Origin of the sequence: uncultured Kriegella sp. (genome assembly GCF_963975415.1) — a bacterium.
Lineage (GTDB): Bacteria > Bacteroidota > Bacteroidia > Flavobacteriales > Flavobacteriaceae > Kriegella.
The window spans coordinates 600,214-615,849 of the sequence record NZ_CAXBGN010000001.1; the positions used below are offsets into that span (position 1 = coordinate 600,214).

At 38.6% G+C, this 15,636-nt stretch carries 15 protein-coding genes; 10 read left to right on the forward strand and 5 right to left on the reverse strand.

The window, feature by feature from the left end; translation table 11 throughout:
* Window positions 1-39: 39 nt before the first annotated feature.
* The 3 genes from AACZ88_RS02455 to AACZ88_RS02465 all read right to left on the reverse strand — a co-directional run bounded on the left by AACZ88_RS02455 (window position 40) and on the right by AACZ88_RS02465 (window position 4,604).
* Window positions 40-1,299: an aminotransferase class I/II-fold pyridoxal phosphate-dependent enzyme gene (locus AACZ88_RS02455; protein ID WP_339705669.1), complete on the reverse strand. Its 1,260-nt coding sequence runs from the start codon at window positions 1,297-1,299 to the stop codon at window positions 40-42.
* Window positions 1,300-1,430: 131 nt separating this feature from the next.
* On the reverse strand, window positions 1,431-2,471 hold the full coding sequence (locus tag AACZ88_RS02460) for a cysteine synthase family protein (RefSeq protein ID WP_339705671.1): 1,041 nt from the start codon (window positions 2,469-2,471) through the stop codon (window positions 1,431-1,433).
* A gap of 78 nt (window positions 2,472-2,549) precedes the next feature.
* Entirely contained in the window at window positions 2,550-4,604 is a 2,055-nt protein-coding gene (locus AACZ88_RS02465; RefSeq protein ID WP_339705673.1) for a S9 family peptidase, read from the reverse strand.
* A 146-nt stretch (window positions 4,605-4,750) separates the two neighbouring features.
* Between AACZ88_RS02465 and AACZ88_RS02470 the strand changes: the two genes are divergently transcribed.
* From AACZ88_RS02470 to AACZ88_RS02480, 3 genes are all read left to right on the forward strand, one after another.
* Window positions 4,751-5,077 carry a YbaB/EbfC family nucleoid-associated protein gene (locus AACZ88_RS02470; protein WP_339706445.1) on the forward strand — a complete coding sequence of 109 codons (327 nt, stop codon included), beginning with the start codon at window positions 4,751-4,753 and terminating at the stop codon, window positions 5,075-5,077.
* Window positions 5,078-5,116: 39 nt separating this feature from the next.
* Entirely contained in the window at window positions 5,117-5,578 is a 462-nt protein-coding gene (locus AACZ88_RS02475; RefSeq protein WP_339705675.1) for a thioredoxin family protein, read from the forward strand.
* Between the two features lie 166 nt (window positions 5,579-5,744).
* A complete protein-coding gene (locus AACZ88_RS02480) occupies window positions 5,745-6,068 on the forward strand; it encodes a YegP family protein (protein ID WP_339705677.1) in 324 nt (107 codons plus the stop codon).
* Here the strand turns inward: AACZ88_RS02480 and AACZ88_RS02485 are convergent.
* Window positions 6,063-7,085, reverse strand: coding sequence for a GntG family PLP-dependent aldolase (locus AACZ88_RS02485; protein WP_339705679.1), 1,023 nt, complete (start codon window positions 7,083-7,085; stop codon window positions 6,063-6,065). The two genes, AACZ88_RS02480 and AACZ88_RS02485, sit on opposite strands and share 6 nt — an antisense overlap.
* Window positions 7,086-7,310: 225 nt before the next feature.
* On the opposite strand from AACZ88_RS02485, the gene AACZ88_RS02490 reads away from it, so the two are divergent.
* The 7 genes from AACZ88_RS02490 to AACZ88_RS02520 all read left to right on the forward strand — a co-directional run bounded on the left by AACZ88_RS02490 (window position 7,311) and on the right by AACZ88_RS02520 (window position 15,360).
* On the forward strand, window positions 7,311-8,774 hold the full coding sequence (locus tag AACZ88_RS02490) for a circularly permuted type 2 ATP-grasp protein (protein WP_339705681.1): 1,464 nt from the start codon (window positions 7,311-7,313) through the stop codon (window positions 8,772-8,774).
* 6 nt (window positions 8,775-8,780) lie between these two features.
* Window positions 8,781-9,728: an alpha-E domain-containing protein gene (locus AACZ88_RS02495; RefSeq protein WP_339705683.1), complete on the forward strand. Its 948-nt coding sequence runs from the start codon at window positions 8,781-8,783 to the stop codon at window positions 9,726-9,728.
* Window positions 9,729-9,770: 42 nt separating this feature from the next.
* A complete protein-coding gene (locus AACZ88_RS02500) occupies window positions 9,771-10,622 on the forward strand; it encodes a transglutaminase family protein (protein ID WP_339705685.1) in 852 nt (283 codons plus the stop codon).
* 75 nt (window positions 10,623-10,697) lie between these two features.
* Window positions 10,698-11,796, forward strand: a protein-coding gene (prfB, locus tag AACZ88_RS02505) for a peptide chain release factor 2 (protein ID WP_339706448.1) whose coding sequence is annotated in 2 segments (ribosomal slippage) — window positions 10,698-10,760 and window positions 10,762-11,796 — 1,098 coding nt in all. Because the reading frame shifts where the segments join, the coding sequence is not laid out codon by codon here.
* 73 nt (window positions 11,797-11,869) lie between these two features.
* Complete coding sequence (arsC, locus tag AACZ88_RS02510) at window positions 11,870-12,211, forward strand: arsenate reductase (glutaredoxin) (RefSeq protein ID WP_339705687.1); 342 nt, start codon at window positions 11,870-11,872, stop codon at window positions 12,209-12,211.
* Window positions 12,212-12,357: 146 nt separating this feature from the next.
* Window positions 12,358-12,864, forward strand: a complete 507-nt coding sequence (locus tag AACZ88_RS02515; RefSeq protein WP_339705689.1) for a hypothetical protein — start codon at window positions 12,358-12,360, stop codon at window positions 12,862-12,864.
* A gap of 3 nt (window positions 12,865-12,867) precedes the next feature.
* Window positions 12,868-15,360, forward strand: a complete 2,493-nt coding sequence (locus AACZ88_RS02520) for an outer membrane beta-barrel family protein (RefSeq protein ID WP_339705690.1) — start codon at window positions 12,868-12,870, stop codon at window positions 15,358-15,360.
* A 47-nt stretch (window positions 15,361-15,407) separates the two neighbouring features.
* Here the strand turns inward: AACZ88_RS02520 and AACZ88_RS02525 are convergent, their stop codons facing one another.
* On the reverse strand, window positions 15,408-15,581 hold the full coding sequence (locus AACZ88_RS02525; RefSeq protein WP_339705693.1) for a hypothetical protein: 174 nt from the start codon (window positions 15,579-15,581) through the stop codon (window positions 15,408-15,410).
* Window positions 15,582-15,636: the final 55 nt, after the last annotated feature.

Below are 15,636 nucleotides of genomic sequence, written 5' to 3' on the forward strand. Positions count from 1 at the left end.
AAAACTTTACTTCTTTTGAGAATAAATAAGTCAATTTAATTATTCGCCCATGGCGGCCGCCACGGCCGCAGACAACTTTTTGTACGTACCGTTCTCTAAACGCTCCCGAATCGAAGAAAAAGCTTCCAAAGTTTTTTCTATATCATCCAAAGTGTGCGTTGCAGTCGGAATCATCCGTAACAAAATCAATCCTTTTGGTATAACCGGATAAACTACTATAGAACAGAAAATTCCATGATTTTCACGTAGGTCTTTCACCAAAGCCATCGCTTCCGGAATACTTCCATTAAGATAAACAGGAGTTACACAGGTATTGGTATTACCAATATTGAACCCTTTGTTTTTAAGTCCGTTTTGAAGTGCGTTTACGTTCTCCCAAAGTTTTGCCTTGAGTTCCGGTTGTGTGCGTAACATGTCTAAACGCTTCAAAGCTCCTTTGACATAAATCATCGGCAAAGACTTTGCAAACATTTGAGAGCGTAAATTGTATTTCAAATAGTCGATAATTTCTTTATCGGCAGCCAAGAAAGCTCCGATACCGGCCATTGATTTGGCAAAGGTGGCAAAGTAAACATCAATATCGTCTTGCACGCCTTGCTCCTCTCCTGCCCCGGCACCTGTTTTCCCCAAAGTTCCAAAGCCATGCGCATCATCAACCAACAACCGGAAATTAAACTTTTTCTTAAGTGCTACTATTTCCTTTAGCTTTCCCTGTTCCCCACGCATTCCAAAAACACCTTCGGTAATTACTAAAATACCTCCACCTGTATGTTCTGCAAGTTTTGCCGCTCTTTCAAGATTTTTTTCCAAACTTTCAACATCATTGTGCTTGAAAGTAAATCTTTTCCCCATGTGCAAACGCACGCCGTCAATAATACAGGCATGAGAGTCTACATCATAGACAATGATATCGTCTTTTGAGACTAACGCATCAATGGCCGACACCATACCCTGATAACCAAAATTCAACAAATAAGCAGATTCTTTTTGAACAAATGCCGCCAATTCTTGCTCCAATTGTTCATGAAAATCGGTGTGACCACTCATCATTCGTGCCCCCATAGGATAGGCAGAACCGTGCTCGGCGGCGGCGGCGGCGTCCACTGCTTTGACCTCGGGCAGATTTGCCAAGCCTAAATAATCGTTGATACTCCAAGTAATGACTTCCTTCCCTTGAAATTTCATTCTATTGGAAATTTCACCTTCCAACTTAGGAAAAACAAAATAACCTTCTGCCTGCGACGCCCATTTTCCTAAAGGGCCTTTGTTTTCTACTATTCTATCAAATAAATCTTTCATGTAACTTGGGTTGCTTCGTGCTGCAAAAATATAGATTTTTGACAAGCATTCATAATATTATTTGTAACGTACAAAAAAAGCAATGACTCTTTTCAGCATTGCTTTCTTACTAAAGGTATATCTTCAAATACTTATTTTACAAATTGTACTCGTTGGGTTTCCTCTACTCTATTGCTATCAAAGAAACCTTGATCCTCCATCCAGGCATCGCTATACACTTTACTCATATAGCGCGATCCGTGGTCTGGGAAAATAACCACTACATTGCTGTTCTTATCGAATTCACCTAGCCCGTTCAATTGCTTAATTGCTTGCATAACGGCCCCACTAGTATATCCAACGAACATCCCTTCTTCTTTGGCAATCTCTCTTGCGGTATGGGCACTCTCTTCATCGGTCACCTTGATAAACTCGTCGATAACATCAAAATCGGTCGCACCAGGAATTAAATTTTTACCCAATCCCTCTATACGGTAAGGGTATATTTCATTAGAATCAAATTCTCCTGTTTCATGGTATTTTTTCAATACCGAACCGAAAGCATCGACCCCGATAATACGAATATTCGGATTTTTCTCCTTTAAAAAACGCGCAGTACCCGAGATTGTACCCCCTGTTCCACTGCAAGCTACGAGATGCGTAATATTACCATTGGTCTGCTCCCAAATTTCGGGACCCGTAGACCTATAATGGGCATCAATATTTAATTCATTAAAGTATTGATTGATATAAATCGAACCTTTCGTTTCTTCATGAAGTCGCTTAGCAACCTGATAATACGAACGTGGATCGTCGGCACTCACGTGGGCCGGACAAACATAAACCTTGGCCCCCATGGTACGGAGCATATCGATTTTGTCTTTTGATGATTTTGAACTTACTGCCAAGATGCAATCGTAGCCCTTGATAATACTAACCATGGCAATACTAAAACCCGTATTTCCAGAAGTTGTTTCAATTATAGTACTACCTTCAGTCAATATGCCCTTGCGTTCAGCTTCCTCAATAATATAGGATGCTACTCGGTCTTTCGAGGAATGTCCGGGGTTGAATGCCTCGACTTTGGCATAAAAATTTCCCGTTAATTCTGAAGTGATTCTGTTTAATTTGACGAGGGGGGTATTGCCTATGAGTTCTAGGATATTGTTATAAGCATTGATCTTATGTTCCATAAAAGCTGTCTAGGTTTTGAAAACTGCCTAGCTGAGAACTAGACCAAATTCAGCAACAAAATTAATGTTTTTTTTTTATTAGTCGATTTTTTCCTCCAAATTCAATAAAAAAGCATACTCTTTGGCTACCTCTTTAAGAGCCTCAAAGCGTCCGGAAGCACCGCCATGACCTGCATCCATATTGATATCGAACAACAATAAATTTGTATCTGTTTTTAACTCTCGCAATTTAGCAACCCATTTGGCCGGTTCGAAATATTGTACCTGAGAATCATGTAAACCGGAGGTAACCAACATATTCGGATATTTTTGAGGTTTTACATTATCATATGGCGAGTACGATTTCATATATTCATAATATACTTTGTTATTGGGATCCCCCCATTCATCATATTCACCCGTTGTCAGTGGTATAGAATCATCTAACATTGTAGTAACAACATCTACGAAAGGTACTGCAGCGATAACACCATTATATAGCTCGGGCGCCATATTCACAACTGCGCCCATCAACAACCCACCTGCAGAGCCACCCATGGCATATAGATGAGCCGCACTGGTATACTTTTTTTTGATCAAAAACTTTGAACAATCAACAAAATCTGTAAATGTGTTCTTCTTCTTCAGAAGTTTTCCATCTTCATACCATTTTCTTCCCAAATATTGACCACCCCTTACATGCGTCAAGGCATAAACAAAACCACGATCTAAAAGACTCAAGCGCACAGAGGAAAAGTATGGGTCAATAGTTGCACCATACGAACCATAAGCATATTGTAGCACAGGGGTATCAGCATTTATTACTGTATCTTTATGATGTACTATCGATATGGGTATCTTAACACCATCAGCGGCAGTAGCCCAAATTCTTTCAGAGCTGTAATTTTCCTTTTTAAAGTTACCTCCGAGTACCTCTTGCTCCTTTTTAACCTCCTTTGTTTTGGTTCGCATATTAAAGTCGATTACCGAACTGGGAGTAGTCATTGAATTATAGGCATATCGCAGTATATCTGTGTCGAAATCGGGATTTCGGCCCACATTCGCCGTATAAGTCTCACTCTCAAAAGGAAGGTAAAAACTTTCTGTAGCATCCCAACGATTGATCTTTATTTGATTCAATCCGTTCGCACGTTCGGAAACTACATAGTACTCCTTAAAAATATCAATATCTTCCAAAAGAACATCTTCCCGATGCGGAATAAACTCCCTCCAATATTCTGAAGCCGTATTATCTTCGCCCACTTTCATCAATTTGAAATTGATTGCCCCATCCTTATTGGTCAACACATAAAACGAATCATCGAAATGGGAAATAGAATATTCAAGACCACGTTTTCTTTTTGAAAACATTTTAAATTCACCATCAGGATTTTCGGATTCAAGTATCCGATATTCCGATGTCAATGTACTGTAAGACCCAATAATGATATATTTTTTTGATTTGGTCTTATACACATACGTTCCAAAAGTAGCATCTTTTTCATGAAAAACTACTTCATCAAAACTATCGCCCGTACCCAATTTATGTTTTTTGATCTTGTCAGAGCGTAGTGTTACCGAATCATTTTTCACGTAGAACAACGTTTTATTATCTGCGCTCCAAACGGCGCCTCCGGTGGTATCAGCCATCTTATCGTCATAGATTTTTCCTGTTTCGAGGTTTTTGATTCGAATGGTATACTGCCTTCGCGACACAGTATCGACCCCAAAGGCAGCCAATTTGTTATCAGGACTAATAGCGATACCACCTATACTAAAATATTCATGGCCTTCAGCCATTTCGTTTCCATTGAAAAGTATTTCCTCGGGGGCATCCATGGTTCCCTTGCGCCTGCTATAAATAGGATATTCCTTGCCGGTTTCGTATCGAGAAACATACCAATACCCATTATGTTTATAGGGTACTGACGAATCATCCTCTTTTATCCGTGATTTCATTTCCTCAAAAAGGTTTTTTTCGAAGTCTTTGGTGTCAGCGGTCAATTCTTCATAGTAAGCCTTCTCGGCTCCCAAGTAGGCCAACACCTCCTCGTCTTCCCTTTCATTCAACCAATAATAATCGTCGACACGTTGATCATTATGTACAACTAACTTCTTTGGTTTCTTTTTGGCATAAGGAGGTATTATTTTCATAGTATCGCTATTTCGATTTTGGCAAGAATCTGCAAAAGTAGTATTTAAAACAAAAACGGTCGCCCTTTTACCAAAATGCATTTCAAAAATGGATTTATCACTTCAATTTAGTAATTTTGAAAAGCACAATTTTAAAAAAAAAGAATATGTTCGGAGATATGATGGGAATGATGGGAAAACTCAAAGAAACCCAACAAAAAGTAGCGGAAACAAAAAAGAGAATGGACACCGTGACGATAGAAGAAAGTTCAGCTGACCAACTGGTAAAAGTTACCATAACCGCAAATAGACAAATCAAAGAGATTGCCATTGACGATAGCCTTTTGCAAGATAAAGACCAACTGGAAGACTTTTTGATACTTACACTGAACAAAGCCATTGAAAAGGCTACCCAAGTAAACGAGACCGAACTTGCAGCCGTAGCAAAAGAGGGCATGCCGAATATCCCCGGAATGGATTCCCTGTTCAAATAAATCGGCGCGATTGTTGCAGCTATCAAAAAAAAATAAAAAATGAAATTGACTCTGTTTTTAATCGTATTGCCTTTTGCACTAATGGCCCAAGCTGAATTATCTTCGGTTGCGGGCACTGATTGGGGCACCAATTACGACAGCGCAATCGAAGCAGCAAAAAAGGAGAATAAAAATGTGCTGGTCTATTTTACAGGAAGTGATTGGTGTCATCCCTGTAAAATGTTAAAGAAGGATTTGTTTAGCACTGCGGATTTTAAAACTGTGGCAGCAGATTATATTCTTTTATATATTGACTTGCCTAGAAATAAAAATCTTCTAACTCCCGAGCAATTACGGCACAATAAAGAATTATTGCCCAAATTCAATAAACGGGGGGTGTTTCCTCTTTTTAAAATTTTAAATCCAGATGGAGACGAATTAGACGAATATTCGGGCTATAGTATGAACGGGGAAATAAGCAAGCATCTAGAACTACTCGATAAGTACCGAAAAGGCAGTTGATATACAAAAGGGTAGCGTAGAAGGATTTATCTTAGTAGAGAATCCCCCTTTTTTTTTAAAGTTTCTTTCACAAAAATCAAGTCCAATTGCCTATAATTATAAAAAACGGACAGACTATTGATTAAGAATTCAATAAACAATATCTTTAGAAAAAGCTTTTGCTCAAATGATAGAACTTACAAAAGAAAATGGTAGTGGATACAGATTTCGGGTAACATCGGAGAGTGGCCATATATTACTTAATAGCATACTGTTTTCTGATGCAATCATGGCAAAAAATGTGGCAAAAGAGCTACCTATAATTATTGCGGCACAAAATGTCTTTGAACGAAAAACCAACCATGAAGGAAAATTTCTTTTCAACCTAAAGAATACAAATGCCGAAATAATCGGGCAAAGTCAATTGTATTCCTCTGAAGCGGGCATGGAGAATGGTATCAAAAACTTAAAAACCCGCATCGATACAATCGACACCTTAAAAGAGCTATAATCCTTTTAAAAAAGACAGAAACATGTCATGCATGGTCTCCGTATAATCTAAATGTGTAACAATTCTAAGTTTACCTTCCCCCATTCCAATGATATAAACATTCTTTTCCTTCAACTTCTGAAGAAATGTGCCCACACTCATCTTAGCCTCATCAATTTCAAAAATAATGATATTGGTCTCAATGGGTTCTATTTTTCTAATGAAAGACAACTCCTTTAAAGCAACTCCTATTTCCGAAGCACGTCTGTGATCTTCCTTTAGTCGAAGCCTATTATTGTTTAGTGCATAAATTCCGGCCGCGGCCAAATATCCTGCTTGTCGCATTCCTCCCCCCAATACTTTTCGCACTCTTAGGGCTTTATCCATCATCTCTTTAGAGCCTACCAAGACAGAACCGACCGGGCATCCCAACCCTTTACTTAGACATATACTTATCGTATCAAATAAGGCACCGTACTGTTCCGGGGGTTCTGCTTTGGCAATTAGCGCATTCCATAACCGCGCGCCGTCTAAATGATAGGCAAGGTCATTATTAGAACAAACGGTTTTTATTTCTTTTAGCGTTTCAAAACTCCAACAAGCTCCTCCGCCTTTATTGGTCGTATTTTCTATACAGACTAAAGAAGTCAGCGGACTATGGTAAAAATCAGGGGGATTGATTGCCTCCGTCACTTGATCAGATGTCATCATTCCTCGAGACCCATCGACCAGTTTACATGAAACACCACTATTAAAACTTACGCCACCACCCTCGAAATTGTAAACATGTGCATATTTATCACAGATCAATTGTTCGCCCGGCTGAGTATGTAATTTGATAGCTGTTTGGTTCGCCATTGTACCCGATGGAAAAAACAGGGCAGCTTCTTTACCGAACAGATTCGCTATTTTTTTTTCCAATTCGTTTACTGATGGGTCTTCCTTAAAAACATCATCTCCCACTTTGGCACTCATCATGGCTTCCAACATTCCCTGTGACGGCCGGGTCACCGTATCGCTGATCAAATTTATTTTCAATTGCAAAAATTAATACCGTTCGAACTTCTTTGAATAAATCTACGATTTCAAAATTAGAAAAAACTAACGAAATGTTATATTAATCGTGTTTTAAGAAGGAAACTAAACAATCGGCAATATTGTATTGGTTTTTTTACACGAAACATTAAAAATGTAATAGTTTATTGACAAATATCCACGAATAAATCCAACAAAAACCTGTATCTTTTGTAAAAAGGAATAAAGATGAAACACAACGATACTACAATCTTTTCTTCTTATGAAAGAAACCCATCTTTGTACGATGAGATTTTTGATAAAAATGGCAACGTGCAAAAGACCTACGAAACACTTTTTGACCTTTATGGCAAACATACCATTGAAGATTATGTTAACCTGAATTCAAAAGCGAAGGCATCATTTTTTAATCAAGGCATCACTTTTCAAGTGTACAATGAAAAAACGACGCAGGAAAAAATTTTTCCCTTTGACCTTTTCCCAAGAATAATACATCCGGAAGAGTGGGACATTATTGAACGCGGTGCCATTCAACGCAGCAAGGCCTTAAATTTATTCTTGTGGGATATTTATCATGAAAAAAAAATCATAAGACAAGGAATAATACCAATGGAGCTTATTAGTTCTTCGGCCAATTATTTACACCAAATGATCAATATAGACCCGCCGGGTGGAATTTACAACCATATTTCGGGAACAGATATTATCAAACATAATGACGGAGCATATTATGTACTTGAAGACAATATTCGATGTCCTTCAGGGGTCAGTTATGTCATCTGCAACCGAACAGCGTTAAAAAGGGCATTATTCGGTGTATTTAACCACTACCAGACTTATTCGGTAACCAATTATGCTGAAAATCTTTTAGACTTATTGGAAACCACCAAACCTAAAGGAGTTGATATCCCCAACTGTGTGGTGATTACCCCTGGCATGTACAATTCTGCTTTCTACGAGCATTCGTATTTAGCAAAAACTATGGGGGTAGAACTTGTAGAGGGACGTGATCTTTTCGTAGAAAATGATTTTGTTTACATGAAAACGATTCATGGTCCGCAAAAGGTTGATGTAATCTATAGAAGAATAGACGATTTATTTCTTGACCCACTTGAGTTCAGGGCAGATTCGGCCTTAGGAGTGCCAGGCCTGTTCGCTGCCTATAAAAAGGGTAACGTAACACTAGCTAACGCCCCAGGGACAGGGGTAGCAGATGACAAGGCCGTATACACGTATATGCCTGAAATCATTAAATACTATTTAAATGAAGAACCTATATTGAACAATGTGCATACCTATCATTGCAGTAGGCCCGATGAGTTGAATTATGTACTGGAAAACATCGATAAACTGGTTATTAAACCAGTAGATGAGGCAGGTGGATACGGTATTTCCATAGGTAACAGGTTAACTAAAAAAGAAATAGAGGAGGTAAAGGAACAAGTAAAGGAAAACCCTCGAAAATATGTGGCACAACCTATAATGTCGCTCTCGGTTCATCCGACCTATATTGAAGACAATGAATCATTTGAGCAACGACATGTCGATCTTAGAACCTTCACAGTCTTGGGAAAGGACAAGGAGTTTGTTTTAAAAGGAGGATTAACAAGGGTCGCATTGCAAAAAGGAAACCTTATCGTTAACTCATCACAAGGAGGAGGTTCAAAAGATACTTGGGTACTAAAAAAATAAAAACATATGCTGGCTAGAGTTGCAAACAACCTTTTTTGGATGGGGCGTTATATTGAACGCTCTGAACATATTGCACGTTTTATGAACGTTAATTATTTTTCTTCATTAGATGCCCCACACGAGCTATCGCATTCTCGACAGTTCGTGTTGCGTTCGATGCTGTTTATGGTCGGTGACCCCGTAGAGGACACCTCAGAACAATTAAACGAAGAAAATACACTTCATAAAATCGGATTGGATTCCGAATTTCCATATTCCATTATCAACAATATAAAAAATGCCAGGGAAAATGCGAATAGCGCTCGTGACCTTATTTCCACTGAATTGTATGAATCTATAAATAAATTCTATCATTTTGTGGTCAATTATCCTGTAGAAAAGTTTGTAAAAAATGGCCTGTATGATTTTACCGTGAACGTAACGGAAATGACGGCCATTCTACGCGGAAAAATACGAGGCACCTTATTACACGACTCCGTTTATGCCATTATCATGATGGGCATTAATATTGAACGTGCCACCCAAATAATACGTATCATCAATGCAAAATATAATGACGCCTTGCTGGCACAAGGCAGTTATGGGGATAAATTCAGCAATAGTTTTGAATGGACCACACTATTGAAATGTGCTGAATCGTATGATATGATGCGGCGCTTTTACAAAAAATCACCCAACAGTATTTCGACCTTGGAATTCTTGATATTGAACCCGAATTGCCCAAGATCAATAATGAACAGTCTCAATCAAGTACATAGCCACATCAAAATATTAGACCCGAGCAAAGCCTATAATAAAAAGACAACTGCCTTTTTGGTGGGTAAGGTTAGATGCGAATTTCAATATAAATTCATAGAAGAAATCGAGGAAGACATACAATCGTTCATTGAAAATATTTTAAATAACCTAACAAAGATCAGTCAGAAGATGGAAAAAGAGTTTTTTAATTATTAAACTGCATGATATAGCTTATCTTAGTATTTCTTTACAACCAAAATGAATTTAGAATATTCGATTATCTACAAAGCAGAAAACAAGTACGAAACCTGGGTAAATGGTGCTCACTGGCAGTTCTTGATTATTCCTGAAGAAAATAAAACCCAAGAGTTTGTTGGGATTGATTTCAGTAACTCACTTGAGGCCCCAATCGAATATTCTATTAATGGGTATGGTTTTAAAACCATACGCATACACACCAAAGAAAAATTCAAGACAGTAGCCTTTGAAGCTTCCTTTAAATTAATAAAAAGAGAAATAAACCCTTTCGATTTCGAAATCACAAGCACTATAAAAGAAGGGTATGAAAAAACTAAAACTTTAGATTTTAGGGTCGATTTTGAGCAATTTCTACGCAACACCCCTTTAACAACCATACCTTCAACAAGCGAAGATTTATTCCAATTTGACTTAAAACAATCAATTTTTGAAAATCTGCAAGGGCTAAACCATTGGACTTTTAAACTCATTCATTTCAAAACAGGTACTACCGACATAAGTACCCCACTAATAAAAATTATTAAAAACAAAGAAGGGGTATGCCAAGACTTCACGCACCTATTTTGTGCTTTGGCACGACGCAACGGTATTCCTTGTAGATATGTATCGGGCTACCTCCATCAGGGAAATGGCTATTTCGGTGATTCACAAATGCACGCTTGGGCGGAAGCGTACATACCCATGGTCGGTTGGGTAGGTTTCGACCCCACCAATGACCTACTGGCCAACTCAAACCATATCAAAGTAGCACACGGCAAAGACTACAATGACTGCTCCCCGCTCAAAGGGGTTTTGCATACCACTGGTGAAAACAAAACCATTCACTCCATACAAGTTTCCAGTCAACAATAACTAAAATAAAACATTTGCCTAGAAGGCTACAAATACAAAAAAAGAAAGCTATTTTTGGGCAAAATTTAGAGTATGATAATTACTACAGACCTATACAAAGGTCTATTTGATCGCCTTGGTGCGTTAAGGAGGTATCTTTGACATTGATGCCAAATTAATAGAAATAGAGAACGAAGAGGAGAAAACCTTGGCTCCCAATTTCTGGGACAATCCGCAGGAAGCTCAGAAACAAATGAAATTCATCCAATCAAAAAAGCAATGGGTCGATGATTTCAGTGTGGCCAAGAGCGCTATAACAGACCTTGAAGTATTGCTCGAATTTCAACAAGAAGGAGAAATTTCCGAAGCCGAAGTAACCAAACAATACGAAACAGCGTTAAACCTTATTGAAAAGCTTGAGTTTAAAAACATGCTTTCAGAAGAGGGTGATGAGCTGACCGCTGTTCTTCAGATAACGGCTGGTGCCGGTGGTACCGAAAGTTGTGATTGGGCAGCTATGCTCATGCGCATGTATATGATGTGGAGTGAAAAGAACGGCTATAAAGTAAAGGAACTTAATTATCAAGAGGGTGATGTCGCAGGCATAAAGACCGTAACGCTTGAAATTGATGGTGAATTTGCCTTTGGCTGGCTTAAGGGTGAAAATGGTGTACACCGCCTAGTGCGAATTTCCCCTTTTGACAGCAATGCCAAACGCCACACTTCATTCGCATCGGTTTACGTATACCCGTTGGTAGATGATAGTATCGAAATTGATGTTAACCCTGCTGATATCGAAATTACGACTGCCCGTTCGAGCGGTGCAGGCGGACAGAATGTAAACAAGGTAGAAACCAAAGTGCAACTTGTGCACAAACCCTCTGGCATACAGATTTCATGTTCAGACTCTAGAAGTCAGCATGACAATCGGGCAACAGCCCTAAAAATGCTCAAATCTCAATTGTACGAAATCGAACTGCGCAAAAAGATGGAGGCTCGAGAAGAGATTGAATCTTCTAAAATGAAAATTGAATGGGGATCACAGATACGCAACTACGTTATGCATCCTTATAAATTGGTGAAAGATGTTCGAACCGCACAAGAAACAGGCAATGTCGATGCTGTAATGGATGGAGACCTAGACCAGTTTCTAAAAGCATATTTGATGATGATGGGCCAAAAAGAAGAAGAATAAATTCAAGAATTACACGTACTACGTATTGAAAACAATTAAGTTCCCTGAAACTTCAACTGTTAAAAGAGAGAAAATGATAAAAATATACCATAACGCCCGATGCAGTAAATCAAGACAAGGTCTTGAACTCTTGAAAAATTCGGGCAAAGATTTTGAAGTGGTCAAGTATTTAGAAGACTCCCCTTCTAAAGAAACACTTCAAAAAATTATCGATTATCTCGGTATTGCACCAGAAGCTTTGATACGAAAAAACGAAGTTATCTGGAAAGAAAAATTCCGTGGAAAAGCATTAACCGATGATGAAATATTGAATGCCATGCTTCAATATCCAAAACTCATCGAGCGGCCAATTGTCGTTAACGGTAACAAAGCCGTTATCGGAAGGCCTGTTGAGAATATCAATAAAATTATCTAATTCGTTACTCTGCAATGAATTAAGCATTCAATCTATATAAATTGGTACATTTGTTGCAAGTTTAACGGCAAATTTCATTTAACAAAGTTTTAACCAAAGCCGGTTAAACCTTCATCTATTTTATTAATCAATTAAACCAGGGCGTTATGAAGATAAAGGCGCAATTTATAATTACAATTTTGGCTTTCATATTTATGGGAGCCGAATTACAGGCCCAATATGGGTATGGCGGAGGAGGCTATGGATATGGTAGCGGTTATGGATATGGTTATGGACGACAGCGAAATGCCATTCCGCAAGCCGAGGTTGCACCAAAGGAACCTGAGCCAAAAACCGCTGGTCAAATTGTCGATGACGAGATGCCCGCCATAACAGCGGCTTTAGAATTGAATGATTTCGAAACGGCAGTTTTAAGTTCGATCTTGAAAAAGTACATTCAAAAACGAATCGAACTGCAAATCTTGGAACTGACTCCTGATAAAACTCGGGAAGCGATGGAAAAGATTACCGAAGAGCAGACGGCAGAGTTGAAATCAGGTCTGTCGGAAGAAAAGTATGAAGCGTTTGTCGAACTTCAAAAAAACGGAGTTCAGAAGACAAATAAATTAAAGAAAAAAGAGAAAAAAAGAAAAAAGAAAAAACCTAAGAACTAAAATATGAAAAAACTGTTTCCATTTTTATTATTATTGATTACCATTACAACCCTTGCTCAAAGACCCCAACGACAAGATGTAGAATCCATAAAAATTACCGGAACAGTTTTAGACAAAGATAATGGAGACCCCTTAGAGTATGCTACCCTAGTGCTACAAGCAACGAATGACCCTACCAAGGTAACCGGTGGTATAACTAATGAAAAAGGTCAATTCGAGGTGGAAGTAAACCCTGGCACCTACCAGGTAAGGGTTGAATACATCTCCTACAAAACGTATCAAAAGAACGAACAAGAATTTCTTGCATCTACAGATATAGGCACCATTAGACTGGGTATAGACGTAGAACAGCTTGATGCCGTTGAAGTCGTTGGAGAGAAGACCACCGTAGAGGTGCGTTTGGATAAAAAAATCTACAACATAGGTAAAGATCTTACCACCAGCGGCGCCACTATCAGTGATGCCCTGAACAATGTGCCTTCGGTAAGTGTTGATGTTGAAGGAGCGATTAGTTTGCGAGGTAACGAAAATGTACGAATTCTTATCAATGGAAAACCCTCAGCGATAGCTGGGTTTGGTTCGACAGATGCGTTACGTCAATTACCCGCTGACGCCATTGAAAAAGTAGAAGTCATCACTAGCCCATCGGCAAGGTACGACGCTGAAGGAACAGCAGGTATTTTAAACATTGTACTTAAGAAAGAAAAGACGTTGGGCTTTAACGGCTCCCTAAATCTAAATGCAGGTTACCCTACTAGCAGCAGTATCTCATTGAACAGCAACCTGCGTACCGACAAATACAATATTTTCAATACTTTGGGATATCGCTACCGAGATGCTCCAGGGAATGCATTTTTTGACAACACCTACACTTCAGGTAGTTTTGACAGAGTGTATGAAGATCGAATTTACAATAGACTTGGTAGAGGGTTTAACGTAAACTTGGGTATGGAATACTTTTTGACCGAAAAATCTTCGCTTACAGGAAGCGTCTTTATGCGATTTTCTGATGACGATGATCTTACCGAAAACACCAATGAACGATTCAATGATAATCAATTGGAAAGCCGCACTTTTAGAGAGGAAGTCGAAACGGAAGATGACAATAGTTATCAACTTTCTTTAAATTACGTGAACAATTTTGATGATGACGGGCATAAACTGACTGCCGATTTTCAGTATTCCAACGAAGAAGAGGTCGAAACCTCGATTATAGAAGAGCGAAACACATTTCCCAATACGCAACTCATTGTTTTAGAAGATGTTTACCAAAATGAAGTTCAAGATGAATTTTTGATCCAGGCCGATTATGTGCTACCCATGGAAGACGCCCAGTTTGAAGCCGGATACCGCGGTAATTTTGAAAATCAGGTAACCGATTACAAATTAGATTCTTTGGATCAGGCCAGCAATCAATTTGTGACCAATGAAGGGCTTACCAATAAATTCTCGTATACCGAAAATGTCAATGCGCTCTATACACAGTATGGTAATAAAATGGGTAAATTCTCTTTTTTATTGGGATTACGACTAGAGAACACCCAATTAAAAGGGAAGGTAGAATCGGAGTTTGATAGCAATGCCATCGAAGAACAATATGGTGTAGATGTCGACCTTGATTTTGACAAAAATTATTTGGGGCTCTTTCCTACCTTAAATTTAATCTATGAATTGAATGAAATGGAAAATGTTTCCCTTGGATATAATCGCAGGATCAATAGACCCAGAGGACGATATATAAACCCATTTCCATCTCGGTCTAGCCGAACCAATATTTTTCAGGGGAATCCCGATTTGAATCCTGCATTCTCCAATGCATTCGACCTAGGGTATCTCAAACGCTGGGATAAATTAACATTGACTTCTTCGGTTTATTATCAAAAGGAAACGGATTCCTTCGAAAGAATCCAGGAGAGTACAGGTGAAACTACAACAGATGGTATAGAAATCATCCGTTCTTTACCTATCAACCTTTCGACAAATGAAAGAATTGGTGCCGAAGCTGCCCTGATGTATAATCCTGAAAAGTGGTTGCGTTTGAATACAAGCTTTAACTTTTTTAAATTTTCTACCGAAGGCATCTTTAATGGGGTTGATTATGGTACCGATAATACCAGTTGGTTTGGCCGTTTCAGTTCTAAAGTTTCTTTACCGGCCAAAGTTGAATGGCAGACGAATGCTTTCCTTAGAGGGCCCTCTCAAAACTCACAAACGGAGAATAAAAGCATGTTTATGCTCTCATTGGCCTTTAGCAAAGATATTATGAAAGATAATGGAACGGTAGGCTTAAACGTTAGTGACCTCTTGAATTCAGGCAAGAGACGGTCTTATACCGAAACGGAATTTTTTACCTCACGTAGTGAATTCCAATTCAGAAGAAGGTCGGTCAACATGTCGTTCGTCTATCGCTTCAATCAACCTAAAGAAAAGAATGGCAATCGACGTGGAGGCGGTGGAAATGACAATAATGGTGGTGATGATGAGTTCGAAGGATAGAAAAGAAATTGGACTAAAAAAAAGAAGCCTTAAAGGCTTCTTTTTTTTTATGCGTTTCGTTTAGCTTTTTTCGCCTCGCGCTTCTCTTTGTACAATTCCAACAGATTACCGCCCAACCAATAAGGAACGACAAACATCAACAAAAAAATCATCAGCCAAAAACCAATGGATAAAATGGTTAAAAAGGCTATAAATCCTAAATACTGGTCAAAATCGAACATCTGCTTAATTTTTTAATATGACAAAGATAGTTTGAAAAATGGGAAACCTACAAAT

Excerpts from the sequence above, each read along its gene's own strand:
- AACZ88_RS02455 (WP_339705669.1), bottom strand. The coding sequence starts at position 1,299 with ATGAAAGATTTATTTGATAGAATAGTAGAAAACAAAGGCCCTTTAGGA.
- AACZ88_RS02460 (WP_339705671.1), bottom strand. The coding sequence starts at position 2,471 with ATGGAACATAAGATCAATGCTTATAACAATATCCTAGAACTCATAGGC.
- AACZ88_RS02465 (WP_339705673.1), bottom strand. The coding sequence starts at position 4,604 with ATGAAAATAATACCTCCTTATGCCAAAAAGAAACCAAAGAAGTTAGTT.
- AACZ88_RS02470 (WP_339706445.1), top strand. The coding sequence starts at position 4,751 with ATGTTCGGAGATATGATGGGAATGATGGGAAAACTCAAAGAAACCCAA.
- AACZ88_RS02475 (WP_339705675.1), top strand. The coding sequence starts at position 5,117 with ATGAAATTGACTCTGTTTTTAATCGTATTGCCTTTTGCACTAATGGCC.
- AACZ88_RS02480 (WP_339705677.1), top strand. The coding sequence starts at position 5,745 with ATGATAGAACTTACAAAAGAAAATGGTAGTGGATACAGATTTCGGGTA.
- AACZ88_RS02490 (WP_339705681.1), top strand. The coding sequence starts at position 7,311 with ATGAAACACAACGATACTACAATCTTTTCTTCTTATGAAAGAAACCCA.
- AACZ88_RS02495 (WP_339705683.1), top strand. The coding sequence starts at position 8,781 with ATGCTGGCTAGAGTTGCAAACAACCTTTTTTGGATGGGGCGTTATATT.
- AACZ88_RS02500 (WP_339705685.1), top strand. The coding sequence starts at position 9,771 with ATGAATTTAGAATATTCGATTATCTACAAAGCAGAAAACAAGTACGAA.
- arsC (WP_339705687.1), top strand. The coding sequence starts at position 11,870 with ATGATAAAAATATACCATAACGCCCGATGCAGTAAATCAAGACAAGGT.
- AACZ88_RS02515 (WP_339705689.1), top strand. The coding sequence starts at position 12,358 with ATGAAGATAAAGGCGCAATTTATAATTACAATTTTGGCTTTCATATTT.
- AACZ88_RS02520 (WP_339705690.1), top strand. The coding sequence starts at position 12,868 with ATGAAAAAACTGTTTCCATTTTTATTATTATTGATTACCATTACAACC.
- AACZ88_RS02525 (WP_339705693.1), bottom strand. The coding sequence starts at position 15,581 with ATGTTCGATTTTGACCAGTATTTAGGATTTATAGCCTTTTTAACCATT.